Source organism: Shewanella sp. 1311, from assembly GCF_059338235.1.
Window position 1 is genome coordinate 1,494,903 of sequence record NZ_CM181686.1, and the last position, 12,464, is coordinate 1,507,366.

General features: G+C 45.5%; 12 protein-coding genes and 1 pseudogene. 7 read left to right on the top strand and 6 right to left on the bottom strand.

Annotation, left to right across the window (positions count from 1 at the left end):
• Positions 1-156: 156 nt before the first annotated feature.
• From dapB to AC5YB3_RS06920, 5 genes are all read right to left on the bottom strand, one after another.
• Positions 157-969 carry a 4-hydroxy-tetrahydrodipicolinate reductase gene (gene dapB / locus AC5YB3_RS06900; RefSeq protein WP_006082785.1) on the bottom strand — a complete coding sequence of 271 codons (813 nt, stop codon included), beginning with the start codon at positions 967-969 and terminating at the stop codon, positions 157-159.
• 71 nt (positions 970-1,040) lie between these two features.
• Positions 1,041-1,658: a BamJ family beta-barrel-assembly machinery protein gene (bamJ, locus tag AC5YB3_RS06905; RefSeq protein ID WP_006083907.1), complete on the bottom strand. Its 618-nt coding sequence runs from the start codon at positions 1,656-1,658 to the stop codon at positions 1,041-1,043.
• A gap of 217 nt (positions 1,659-1,875) precedes the next feature.
• Complete coding sequence (locus AC5YB3_RS06910) at positions 1,876-2,685, bottom strand: M48 family metallopeptidase (RefSeq protein WP_494526832.1); 810 nt, start codon at positions 2,683-2,685, stop codon at positions 1,876-1,878.
• A gap of 586 nt (positions 2,686-3,271) precedes the next feature.
• A complete protein-coding gene (locus tag AC5YB3_RS06915; protein ID WP_494526833.1) occupies positions 3,272-3,856 on the bottom strand; it encodes a GNAT family N-acetyltransferase in 585 nt (194 codons plus the stop codon).
• A 137-nt stretch (positions 3,857-3,993) separates the two neighbouring features.
• Positions 3,994-5,325, bottom strand: a complete 1,332-nt coding sequence (locus AC5YB3_RS06920; RefSeq protein ID WP_494526834.1) for a DEAD/DEAH box helicase — start codon at positions 5,323-5,325, stop codon at positions 3,994-3,996.
• A 49-nt stretch (positions 5,326-5,374) separates the two neighbouring features.
• Between AC5YB3_RS06920 and AC5YB3_RS06925 the strand changes: the two genes are divergently transcribed.
• The 7 genes and pseudogenes from AC5YB3_RS06925 to AC5YB3_RS06955 all read left to right on the top strand — a co-directional run bounded on the left by AC5YB3_RS06925 (position 5,375) and on the right by AC5YB3_RS06955 (position 11,288).
• Positions 5,375-5,500, top strand: coding sequence for a hypothetical protein (locus AC5YB3_RS06925; RefSeq protein WP_311987123.1), 126 nt, complete (start codon positions 5,375-5,377; stop codon positions 5,498-5,500).
• 415 nt (positions 5,501-5,915) lie between these two features.
• A complete protein-coding gene (locus AC5YB3_RS06930) occupies positions 5,916-6,194 on the top strand; it encodes a hypothetical protein (protein WP_006082790.1) in 279 nt (92 codons plus the stop codon).
• 343 nt (positions 6,195-6,537) lie between these two features.
• On the top strand, positions 6,538-7,548 hold the full coding sequence (locus tag AC5YB3_RS06935; RefSeq protein ID WP_494526835.1) for a sugar-binding protein: 1,011 nt from the start codon (positions 6,538-6,540) through the stop codon (positions 7,546-7,548).
• A gap of 835 nt (positions 7,549-8,383) precedes the next feature.
• Positions 8,384-8,638, top strand: coding sequence for a hypothetical protein (locus tag AC5YB3_RS06940; RefSeq protein WP_203432103.1), 255 nt, complete (start codon positions 8,384-8,386; stop codon positions 8,636-8,638).
• Positions 8,639-9,415: 777 nt separating this feature from the next.
• Positions 9,416-10,593 (top strand): IS3-like element ISSba5 family transposase gene (locus AC5YB3_RS06945; RefSeq protein WP_173244624.1). Its coding sequence is split into 2 segments (ribosomal slippage): positions 9,416-9,674 and positions 9,674-10,593, totalling 1,179 coding nucleotides; the frame shifts between segments, so codons are not numbered across the junction.
• A gap of 84 nt (positions 10,594-10,677) precedes the next feature.
• Positions 10,678-11,028 (top strand): annotated as a pseudogene (locus AC5YB3_RS06950) (IS110 family transposase); the annotation flags it as partial.
• 62 nt (positions 11,029-11,090) lie between these two features.
• Complete coding sequence (locus AC5YB3_RS06955) at positions 11,091-11,288, top strand: ubiquitin family protein (RefSeq protein WP_494526836.1); 198 nt, start codon at positions 11,091-11,093, stop codon at positions 11,286-11,288.
• A gap of 21 nt (positions 11,289-11,309) precedes the next feature.
• Here the strand turns inward: AC5YB3_RS06955 and dnaJ are convergent, their stop codons facing one another.
• Positions 11,310-12,443: a molecular chaperone DnaJ gene (dnaJ, locus tag AC5YB3_RS06960; RefSeq protein WP_006082793.1), complete on the bottom strand. Its 1,134-nt coding sequence runs from the start codon at positions 12,441-12,443 to the stop codon at positions 11,310-11,312.
• Positions 12,444-12,464: the final 21 nt, after the last annotated feature.

Consider the following 12,464-nt stretch of genomic DNA (forward strand, 5'->3'; position numbering starts at 1 on the left):
CACTGAAATATAATGTTTTTATGTTATGTTAAGATACCAATTTCCGCTAATTTACGAAATTTTGACAAATTCCAGCGAGTTTACAGGAAAAACACGAAACCGTCCACCCATTGGTATCTGGGTGCAAAAAAAAACGCCATATCGGCGTTTTTAATATTAATGCAAACCTAAAACCTGCTGCATATCATACAAGCCCGGTTTTTGCTCCACTAGCCAGTGGGCGGCGCGCATAGCGCCGTTAGCAAAGGTCATACGACTCGAGGCTTTATGGGTGATCTCTAAACGCTCACCGATATCGGCAAACATGGCCGTATGTTCACCGACTAAGTCACCGGCACGAATAGTCGCAAAACCTATGGTTTCACGATCGCGTTCACCCGTGATCCCTTCGCGGCCATACACGGCACATTTCTCAAGATCGCGACCTAAGGTCTTAGCAATCACTTCACCCATTTTCAGGGCAGTGCCCGACGGCGCATCTTTTTTGTGTCTGTGGTGACCTTCGATAATTTCGATATCGGTGTAATCACCCATGACTTCGGCAGCCAGTTCGAGCAATTTCCACATCAGGTTGACACCCACAGACATATTCGGCGCCATCACTACCGGCGTTTGCTCGGCAAAAGCATTGATCTGTTCTTTTTGAGCATGATTGAAACCGGTTGTGCCAATCACCATGGCTTTCTTATGGCGCACACACCAATCTAAATGGACAATACTGGCGTCTGGCGCAGTGAAATCAATCAAGACATCAAAATCATCGGTCGCGTAATCCAGCGAATCCATGATCATGACCTTTAATTTACCCACACCAGCTAGCTCACCCGCATCCACGCCCACTAAACTAGAACCAGCGCGCTCAATAGCGGCACCCAGCAATATATGGTCGTGATTGTAAGCCGCTTCAATAAGAGTGCGTCCCATACGACCACCGGCACCGACGATTGCCACTCTCACTTGTCCACTCATTTCAATCTCCTCAATCTTTCTTTGTCTTCCATAAGAAAACGCCTAAGACAGGCTTAGGCGTTTTATCAATATTAGATGATATCTAATAATTCAACTTCGAATACCAAAGTTGAATAAGGAGGAATCGATGCCCCCGCGCCACGCTCACCGTAAGCTAGGTGATGTGGAACAAATAATTTCAACTTAGTGCCTACTGGCATCAGTTGCAGTGCTTCAGTCCAGCCAGCGATAACGCCAGATACTGGGAACTCAGCGGGTTGGCCACGAACTACAGAGCTATCGAACACATCACCATTGATGAAAGAACCATGGTAGTGAGTACGCACTGTATCTTCGTAAGTTGGAGTAGCACCGTCACCTTGGACTAATACTTCGAACTGCAGACCAGAGTCAGTCACAGTCACGCCATCACGCTTAGCATTTTCAGCTAAGAACGCATCGCCTTCAGCAGACGCAGCTGCAGCAGCTTGCTCTTGAGCAGCTTGAATACGACCGCTGATTTCAGTGAAAGCAACTTGCAGATCTTGCATAGACACAGCACTTTCTAAACCGGCAAACGCATCGGCTAAACCCGCTTGAACGGCTGGAATATCCACACCATCAAAAGAATTGGCGGCCAGTTGCTCACCCATTTGACGGCCTACACCGTAGCTTGCTTGCTGTTCAACAGTACTGAATTTATCAGACATAATTAACGACTCTCAATTTATCAGTGGAATTTTGCGCGCCAGTTTACCATAGTTCCGCCATCTATGCTGATAAACTGACTGCTTATTTAACTAAGGCGGCTTTTTTACACACTTATTGCGTATTTATCCAAAAGCGTAAATAGGCTAAGGACGCATATCGGCCAGAAAACAACCGCTAACACTCAGCTAAGTGGCACTTCGCTATGCAGCGTGCAGCTTATTTCGGCGCCACACATTGGTTCTTCACTTGGGTTTTAGCACTGGCATAGAGTGGCTGCATCTGCCCTTGCAGTTGTTGCAACTGAGCGATGCGATTACTGTTCGATGGATGAGTCGATAATAATTCTGGCCCTTGACTGCCGCCCACCTTCGACATGTTCTGCCATAAGGTCACACTTTGCGCCGGATCGAAACCGGCTCGCGCCATCAGCTCTAAGCCCATCACATCGGCCTCGCTCTCTTGAGCGCGGCCAAAGGGCAGAATCACCCCAACCTGAGCACCGAGTCCCAAGGCCGACATATATAAGTCGCGATTCGACACACCACTCGCCCCCAACGCCGCATCGGCTATTTGCATACCGACGCCCGTTAACTGTCCGCGAGAAACCTGCTCGTTACCATGTTGCGCCAACACGTGCGCCACTTCGTGACCGAGCACAGTGGCAAGCTGATCAGGACCATTGGCGACCTTAAGTAAGCCGCTATAGACACCAATGTGGCCGCCCGGCAGTGCAAAGGCGTTAACTTGTTCAGAGTCAAACAAGACGACATCCCAGCGCTGGGTTTGATCCGGCAGCACTGCCGTCACCCGATTAGCGACACAATTCACGTATTGCGTCAGCTTTTTATCGCTACTCACCTTTTGCTGCTTTTTCATCTCTTCAAAAGAAGCATCACCCATCTGCTGCATCTGCGCCGCTGAAAAGAGCAAAGTCTGCCCCCGCCCCGTTGGCGATTGCGTGGTCGCGCAGGCCGATAATCCGAGCCCGACCACCAAACCCACTAAGCCTAAACGCATTGATTTCATGTGGCACTCCTTAAATCCCATGACGGACGTGAAGATCCTTGAGCCAACAAAGGCTCAACTAATGGAAAGATTTTACTGAGATAGACAAGATAAGCAAAATGGGATTGAGCATTCTGCTTGGCTTCATACTCTACACCAAGTACAAAACCCGCAGGTCAATGGCTCATATATGGCTCATGCAAAAGTCGGACTTTAACGACCTAAACCGTTACGGCTAGATTTTTAAGCCTGTATTAGATTAAGTTAGCTATCTGTCTTTATTAAATAAACTCTTTACCATCATGTATTTCATCGTAATAGCGAACCTATGTATAACTATTCTGTTAGTCGTTCAATTTAAAAATTTTGCTAACATCCAGCGCCACGTTGAAAAGTATTATCCAGAAGAATGGCATAAAGCTTCGGCGAATCCGATGAAAACCCGACTCAGAACAGCCAGAAGTGCCTACATTCACGAGTCACTACAACATGGCTTTCTCTCTACACAAGATGATCCAAGGCTTAGTCAATTTACCCGAAATGAAAAACGCATTAGCTACCTTTGTGCCGTTATTCTTTTATGCGGTTTTGTTTTTGCCTTAGTTTATTAATACTCTTCTTTTAACAAAGCGTAGAGATACTCATCGCCCCACGCGCCTTTAAAGAAGATGTTTTTCACATAATGGGCTTCGCGCCTAAAATGGAGTTTTTCGAGTAAGCGACAGCTGGCAAGATTTTGTGCGTCTGTGATCGCAATAACGCGATGCTTATGTAATTCAATAAAGAGGTAATCCAGCAATGCGTTGACCGCCTCAAAAGCAACCTGTTTACCTTGATGCTCAGGCGCAATCGTAAAGCCGATTTCCACCTGCTGCTCATCAATAAAGTGCAGCGCCAGATCGCCAACGAGCGCGGTCGGTGTTGCTCCCGACGTGGCAGTGACAATCGCAAGTTGAAACCACGTATCCGCCGCACCAAATTGTGCGTAATCCATATTGTCGAACAGCGCGACTGCATCGCTATAGCGGTAATCCGTCCAGCTTTGATATTTAGCGACCTTAGGGTCGGCTCGATAGGCGGTAAAGGCCTCGAGATCCGCTCGCTGGAATGGCCTAAGTACAAAGTGCTCGGTCGTTAAACCGTTACTCACCACTTTATGAAGTGCTTTGCTTAACGCCAATGTCGATGCCATAACTTAGCTCCTTAATGTAAATAAGTCACTAAGTTACACCCAGAGCGAAAGCGTTAACAGCAGCCAATGCGCTTTATTCTGTTATCTGTTTAGTGATTATGGCACGCCAAGCTTGAACGCTATGAATAGCTTCAAGCTCAGCGCTTACCTTTAAACTCTTTGGCGCTGTGCTTATTGATGCTACGGCGATTCGCCTGTTTATCCCGCGGTGGTCGCTTACGCTCAACCTTGCTATCTGCGGTGCCATCGCTGGTATTTTCACTCGGCTTATCCGTTACTGGAAAGTCAGCCAATAATGCCAGCGGTAACTCCCGCGCAGTCAAACTGCGGATCGCCGTTAAGGTCGCCATTTCACCGTGGCACACGAGGGAAATCGCCAGCCCTTTTTCGCCAGCGCGCGCGGTGCGGCCAATGCGGTGCACGTACACAGGCGCACTCATGGGCAAATCCAAATTGATAACGACTGGCAAAGCATCGACATGAATGCCGCGCGCCATCAAGTCAGTCGCCACTAATACTTGAATGCGATTAGCTTTAAAGTCGGCCAAGGTTTGGCTGCGCACGGCTTGATCTTTTTCACCGTGCAGCGCGGCGACTTTCATCCCCGCTTTGGCGAGCCGTTTAGCGACGGCATCGGCATCATCACGGGCGCTGATAAACACCAGCACCTGCGGCCATTGATATTGTTTTAACAGCGCAATCAGTGCCTGTGCTTTACTGCCCTTGTTGACTAAATAGAGTTGTTCTTCGATTTCAGCAGCCACTGAATTCACTTTGTGGGCTTCGACCCGTAACGGCTCATTCACCAGCAGCTTGCCCGCTAATGTATCCAACGCCTCGGGCAAAGTGGCAGAAAACAACGAGGTTTGCTTAAGTTTAGGCATGAACGCCATCAGCTTTTGCACATCGGGCCAAAATCCCATTTCCAGCAGGCGGTCAGCTTCATCCAGCACGAGATGTTTTATCGAATCGAGGCTGACGTGGGACTGTTTGCATAAATCCAGTAAACGCCCAGGGGTTGCCACTAATACCTGCGGCTTGGTTGCAAGTTCTACTAATTGGTCTTCCAAGGGGACGCCACCACACAGAAGCTGAATGTTCAACGAAGCCGATAACGGACTTGCCACCGCTTGCAACGCTTCAGTCACTTGCAGCGCTAATTCCCGCGTAGGCACCAGCACTAACGCCAGAGCATTTAGGGCCTGCACCGACTTGGCACCCTGCAACTGTGTTTGCTGTTGCAACAAAAGTTGTTGTAGAAGTGGCAAACCAAAAGCTAAGGTTTTCCCGCTACCGGTTTGTGCTAAGGCTAACAAATCCCGTCCCGCAAGAATGGCCGGAATCGCCAATTGCTGCACCTTTGTCGGATGTTTAAGACTTGCAGGCAAAGCCTTAAGTAACGCCGAATTTAAGCCAAGCTCAGCAAAAGTTAACGACTCAGGGGAAGAAGAAAGCTCGGGAAAGGTCATCACAGCACCGGATCAAAACATGGGAGCGAAAGTTTACTGAGAGTTGGCAGTGAATACCAATGTTGTTTCGGCTTTTACGCAAGCCTTGGTACAGTTTGCGACGGTACTCTTTACCACGGTACTGTTTGCAACAATACTGCTACGGCATTTACGTTACGCCGTTAAGAAAGTCTAGTTTTAAACTTCGTTTGAATTTGCTAAACCGAATATCAAATCAAAATCGACATCAAAGTCGTGGGGCTTCCCCCCCAGATGTTAAATCAAGAGTCGACCAAGAGAGGCTCAACTGTAATCCGCTCTTGGCTCTCCCTTGCCGACAAGGTCCATATCTAACGGCCAGTTCGCAGGAATAGGCTAATTCCGGTGGCTTCGGTGTTCGTGGTGTATCTTAAAAGAGACTCCAGCCGCATCTTTCTTATGTGCGCAAAGTTAACGCAGGTGATGGGATGGTAGATTTTAATCCCACAGCTTTCGTGAGCGCTTATGGTAGAATCCCGCCCAATCAGCTTTATGAATGTGCAACACAACTCATTTGTTTAACTGAACGTAGTGGAACACTACCGTGATTAACTAAATGAGGAGAACAGATTATGAGTAAGTTAAATGCCGAAGAACGTAAAGCCCGCGATAACGCCCGTTTTTCACAACGTGTCGATGAACGCCGCACAAAAGGCGAAGACGTGGTCGCCTACGTGCTGGGCAACAAGCTCGCGTTTAAGTTTCTGACTAAACCAGAGAGGCACGAATTTAAACAAAGAGAAGCCGCACTTGAAGAAGAAGCCAAACTTAAAAAGCAGCAAGCGTTTCAGCTTAAAACCGAGCAAGAGTTAGAGAAAGCCGAAGCCGCATTTACTGTTCCAGAAGAGTAACCTCTCAAAAGAGCCATTGATTATAATTGATGGCTCACGCATACCCCATTTCCAAACTTCGTTTGAATTTTTAAATCCAAATCAAAATCAACGTCGTGGGGCTTCACCCCTGATTTTTATTAGAGAATCGACCAAGGAGGACTGCTCGTCCTATCCTCCTTAGATGCTCCCTTGACGAACAACCTCCATGTCTAACTGCCTGTTCGCCATTGTATTGTGAACTACTGATTCTGAACAATAATGTTCAATAACACGGATGTATCTCATATCTTTAAATCTATTCCTTTGCTACATTCGATTGTAAAGCGTTAAGTTGCTGTCTGATTATTTTTTAGGAGGAAGTGTGATCAGATTATTTTTGTTGTTCATTGCATTAAGCCAATTACTAATAACATCAGTCTATGGAAAAGAACTGAAATTTGCCGTAGTGCCAAAATTTTATAGTGTTTTTTTTGATCAAAGCAAAACGGGCTGTATAGATGCTGCTGCACAAATAGAAGGCGTAGAATGTGTATATCGAGGACCTGAAATTAGCAGTGTTAGATTGCAAGATCAGGTAATAAATCAACTGATTGATGAAGGTATCGATGGTATCGCTGTCGCTGTTACACAATCTAAATACCTCGTTGAAAATAGCCTAAAAAGAGCCAAAGAAGCCGGAATTCCGGTTGTTACTTATGACTCTGATTTTGATGCTTCTATCAAAGAAGAACCTAAGAATTTACGCCTAGCTTATATAGGCACAGACAATTTTGAACTGGGTAAGTCATTGGGTGAACAGTTAAAAAAACTACGGCCAAATGGCGGAACGTTAATAATGCATTCTGGGCGGCCAGATTCTCCCAATCTGAATTTAAGACTTATGGGTGTACGCTCCGCCTTATCAGGAAAAAAATACGATGCTCCTCCTGGCGAATTACTCGATGGCGATTTAGGCTGGACAGAAGTTAGAGAACCTTTGTTTAACTTTGATCAGCTTAGTCAAGCCGTTAAACAAATGGAATCAGTAATGAAAGGTAAGCCTGTGAAAGCAGACTCTTTTATCGCAGTTGGTGGTTGGGCGCAAAATAATGATGCGCTCTATCGTGAAATGATTACTCCATACCAAGAAAAAATTAATAACAAAGAAATCGTCATTATTATTACCGATACATCTCCAGAGCAGTTAACTATGCTGAAAGATGGTCTTGCTCATGTCAATGTGGGCCAAAATCCATATGAAATGGGAAGACAGGCAATTTTGACGCTTTATAAAATTGTCACAAAACAAAAGTATGAAGAAACAATCTACACACCTGTTACGTTTTGTACTCCTCAGAACGTTGATACCTGCGATAAGCGTACCGGAATGTGACGCCAAAATGATGGATTAAGCCAGTACACATCTCAAAGGAGCCATTGATTATAATTGATGGCTCACGCATACCCCATTTCCAAACTTCGTTTGGATTTTTAAATCAAAATCTACATCAAAGTCGTGGGGCTTCACCCCACACCCTACCAAAAGGGAAAAAGCGCCTGTTCCCCTTTTGGAAATCCCGCGGCGAACAACGTCCATGTCTAACTGCCAGTTCGCCATCCCAGGCTCTCGTTCGAAACGCTGCTACGCAGCACTCACCCTAGCGAAGTTACATGCATTAGTTAGTAGTCTCATACTCCAACAAAAATAGCCTAACGGCTTAGATGGCACATCCATGTGTCCCCGAGCCTGCGCCATCATCCATGATGTCGCCACGGCCCCACCCAAACAACTAAGAACTATCTCCATATTTCGACAACTTCGCAGGGAAAAGCGAACTCCTGTAGTTGCAGTCTTAGCTGTTAGTCTCAAAAGAAATCTGCCTGTTCTTCTTTTAAGTTGTTTAATCAAATTTTTGGTATAGCTTAAAGAAATGACACAGAAATTTGAACACTACTCAAAGTAGGACATTGACCTTGCTAAACCCGAGGTGACCATATATATCCTTTCTTTTTCTTATTGTGGGGATTTATTTACTAATACTTTAAAATCGAGTATGTTATTTCTCTATACGGTAAGAGATTGTATTTCCCATTAATATATGGGATTAAAACCTTTAAAAAATATGCATCAAACTCATGGAGCGAGTATCAAAACAATTCCCTCTATAGTGTTAGTTATCGTACATTGATTTTTACTAAAAACATAAACGCTTAAAAAGGAGCAAAGCATGAGTTTTTGGAAATCCGTTGGTGATCTAGCAATGAAAGCTGGTAGTGCAGTAGCAAGTGAAGCTAAAGCAGCAGGTCAGCGTGCTAATGAATATAAAGAACAGATGCAAGGTGAATCAGATAGCTCACTAAAAAACATTATGGTGCGAGATTTTAAACATTCCCCATTAAAAGCTGGTGCGGCAAGGAGAGAGTTGTTAAATCGTGGCTACACTGAAGATGAATTACGTACCCACATGCAAATGAATCGATAAAACTATTTGAGGAGTACTCTTTTGTCTTGTAGTAATTGTGGTGCAGGTAATCACACTGCGCGAAATTGTCCAAATGTTAATAGGTGTTCAGTTTGTGGCAAGTCTGGACATAATGCTCAAACTTGCCCTGATGCTAGACGATGTAGCATTTGTAATGGCCGGAATCATGATGCCCGCAATTGTCCGATGAACAAAACTAGTTAATAACTAAATAGTATGTACTCATAATCTTGATGAATATTAGTACTGTACTTTAAATATCTCTTTCTTTCAGGACAAGCATAACACTTTGTGCTAACAGCCTCATTCTGTTGGGGCTTTTTCTTACCTAAAGTGATCTTTTGGGGCATAAATAAGTGGGATTAGAGTCTGAGAGCCCCCACGAATTTAATAGTATGCTTGTAGCTTCCTGATTAAATCTTACAGCGTCTTTATTCCTACTAGCCAGTCAAACTTCAGCAGGTTTAAATGCCTATCTTTATAGACTCTCAAACCTATAAATTGGTTTTAGAGCACATTACGTTGCTTTATCAGCAGCTTTGACTGCCAAGCCAAGCACAAAAGGCCGGACAGGCATAGCTTTTATACCTGAACAATTTACCGATCACACCAAAGTCTAAAGAATACACCATCGCCTCGGAGTTGCCGCAGGGCGAATAGACAAATTGCGTGAGTCTTGCCATGGATAATGGAATGGACCCATTGTAGTGGCACACTAATTTTGGCCACCTAAATAGAGGTGATATTATTACCTCGTAGATGACTTTAGGTGAAAACATGAGATCGACAACCAGAAAAACATTTAGTGCTGAATTCAAACTTGAAGCAGCCCAATTAGTCCTCGATAAAAACCATAGCATCATCGAAGCTGCAAAGGCGATGAACGTAGGTAAGTCCACTATGGATAAATGGGTGAGACAGTTAAAACTAGAACGCCAGGGTGGCACACCAAAAGCATCTCCGATTACCCCTGAACAAATTGAAATCCGTGAGCTGAAGAAGCAAATAGCTCGTCTTGAGGAGCACAATCTTATCCTAAAAAAGGCTACCGCTCTCTTGATGTCAGACTCGATGAACAATTTACGCTAATCAGCGCACTCAAGCAGAGCCACTCTATTCTCACAATTTGTAATGCATTCAAAGTGCATCGAAGTAGCTATAAGTATTGGCTAAAAAGAAAAGAACATATTGATACAGACTTTACTATTTTATGCAGTGAAGTGAAGGCCGCACATCGTATTAGTCATGGCTCTGCCGGTGCGCGAACGATAGCGCAATTAGTGACTAACAAAGGGATTGGTCTCAGTCGTTATCGAGCCCGTAATCTAATGAAAAAACTTGGGTTATTAAGCTGTCAGCAGCCTAAGCATTCTTATAGGAAAGCGACACAAGAGCATGTTGCAATCCCCAATACGCTTAATCGACAGTTTGCAGTAACTCAACCAGATCAAGTGTGGTGTGGCGACGTGACGTATGTTTGGGTCGGTAATCGCTGGGCCTATCTAGCCGTTGTTTTAGACTTATTTTCCCGCAAACCTGTTGGATGGGCTTTGTCATTATCACCAGATAGTGCGCTGACCTGTAAAGCTTTGAAAATGGCATTTGAGTTAAGGGGTAAGCCTGAGAATGTGATATATCACAGCGATCAAGGTTCGCATTACACAAGCTTGAAATTCAGACAATTAATATGGCGTCTTCAGATTGAGCAAAGTATGAGTCGCCGCGGGAATTGTTGGGATAACGCACCAATGGAGCGTTTCTTTAGAAGTTTGAAATCTGAGTGGATACCTGCCAGTGGTTATGGGAATTTTACAGAAGCAGATAAAGAGATCACAAATTACATCACTGGATATTACAGTGAGACAAGACCCCATCAATATAATGGTGGGTTAACGCCAAATGAGTCAGAACGTTTATATTGGAATGACTCTAAAACCGTGGCCAATTTTACTTGACCACTACACATCCACTTTAAATCGGCCTCGCAATGGGCCACGATGTAGTCGCTAAAACTCATCAGAAAGAGGACGGGTCCACCTATGAAGATTACTACAATCGGTTTAGATATCGCAAAGTCTGTTTTTCATCTTGTTGGTGTCGATAAAACGGGTAAGTTACTCAAAAAGAAAATGCTTAAACGTAAGGACTTGCTCCCCTTTGTCGCCCAAATTGAACCGTGTCTGATTGTGATGGAAGCCTGTGGTGGGGCAAATTACTGGGCCAGAGAATTTGAGCTGTTGGGCCATAACGTCAAGCTAATCGCACCTCAATTTGTGGTGCCTTTTCGGCAAGGTAATAAAAATGACTACAACGATGCCTTAGCCATCGCTGAAGCTGCGCAGCGACCCAACATGCGGTTTGTAAAACCCAAAGGCGTCACGCAAAGGGAAAGATCGGACAGGCATAACATTTATCAGGTATACGCAGGACTTAAAAGGAATTAAGCACTGTCATGGAAGTGACCGTTGACGGCATGGATGCCGTCGTCGAGCCCTCAGGGATGAGTTCATGGCGAGTCACTGGAATGACAGTGCTTAATCAGTTACTGCGCACTACTCTCTCAAAATCTGAGCATTCAATCGAACATAAAAAAGCCCCGCTAGCGCTAAACACTACGGGGCTTTATTCATCTAACGCGCTGCTAACATAACAGCAGCGCCATCAAAACAAGTTAGCTATTCAGATCTTGAAAGAACTTTTTCACGCCATCGAAAAAGCCCTCAGCCTTTGGGCTGTGTTTTTTCGACTCACCAGTTAAGGTGGCTTCAAATTCGCGTAACAGTTCTTTTTGACGATCGTTTAAGTTAACTGGGGTTTCCATAACCACTTTGCAGAGCAAATCGCCTACCGCATGGCTGCGAACCGACTTGACGCCTTTGCCACGTAAACGGAACATACGGCCCGTTTGCGTTTCGGCTGGGATCTTCAGGCTGACTTTACCATCCAGTGTTGGCACTTCAATCTCACCGCCTAAAGCCGCTTTACTGAAGGATATCGGCACTTCGCAGTAAAGGTTGTTGCCATCACGGACAAAAATCGCATGCTCACGCACACTGACCTGAACGTATAAATCCCCTGCTGGCGCGCCAAACTCACCCGCTTCACCTTCACCCGCTAAACGAATACGGTCGCCCGTATCAACGCCGGCTGGGATCTTAACCGATAAGGTTTTGCTCTTTTCAACACGGCCATCGCCATGACACTTAGTGCAAGGATCTTTGATGATCTTGCCGCGGCCATGACAGGTTGGACAAGGCTGTTGCACCGCAAAGAAACCTTGGCGCATTTGCACTTGGCCTTGGCCGTGACAGGTGCCACAGGTGGTTGCAGAGGTGCCTTTTTTCGCGCCGCTGCCTTCACACAGATCGCAAGTCGCCAGTGTTGGAATCCGCAGTTCTTTGGTTAAGCCTTTTACGGCTTCTTCCAGTGATAACTCTAGGTTGTAACGTAAATCTGAGCCGCGGGCCGCTTGGCGTTGACCGCCACGACGTCCACCGCCGAAAATATCGCCAAAGACATCACCGAAAATATCGCCGAAATCGCCTTGACCACCACCGTAACCACCGCCACCGCGATTAGGATCCACACCCGCATGACCAAATTGGTCGTAGGCCGCTTTTTTGTCGGCGTCGGTTAGGATCTCGTAGGCTTCTTTAATTTCTTTAAAGTTAGCTTCTGCGGTTTTGTCGCCTGGGTTGCGATCTGGGTGAAATTTCATGGCCAGACGTTTGTAGGCCTTTTTAATTTCACGTTCGCTAGTGTCACGACTGACACCTAATACTTCGTAATAATCTCGCTTTGACATAATCTCATGCTTCTCAGCTGG

Coding starts and splice junctions, on each gene's coding strand:
- dapB (WP_006082785.1), bottom strand. CDS start 969: ATGAGTGGACAAGTGAGAGTGGCAATCGTCGGTGCCGGTGGTCGTATG.
- bamJ (WP_006083907.1), bottom strand. CDS start 1,658: ATGTCTGATAAATTCAGTACTGTTGAACAGCAAGCAAGCTACGGTGTA.
- AC5YB3_RS06910 (WP_494526832.1), bottom strand. CDS start 2,685: ATGAAATCAATGCGTTTAGGCTTAGTGGGTTTGGTGGTCGGGCTCGGA.
- AC5YB3_RS06915 (WP_494526833.1), bottom strand. CDS start 3,856: ATGGCATCGACATTGGCGTTAAGCAAAGCACTTCATAAAGTGGTGAGT.
- AC5YB3_RS06920 (WP_494526834.1), bottom strand. CDS start 5,325: ATGACCTTTCCCGAGCTTTCTTCTTCCCCTGAGTCGTTAACTTTTGCT.
- AC5YB3_RS06930 (WP_006082790.1), top strand. CDS start 5,916: ATGAGTAAGTTAAATGCCGAAGAACGTAAAGCCCGCGATAACGCCCGT.
- AC5YB3_RS06940 (WP_203432103.1), top strand. CDS start 8,384: ATGAGTTTTTGGAAATCCGTTGGTGATCTAGCAATGAAAGCTGGTAGT.
- AC5YB3_RS06955 (WP_494526836.1), top strand. CDS start 11,091: ATGGAAGTGACCGTTGACGGCATGGATGCCGTCGTCGAGCCCTCAGGG.
- dnaJ (WP_006082793.1), bottom strand. CDS start 12,443: ATGTCAAAGCGAGATTATTACGAAGTATTAGGTGTCAGTCGTGACACT.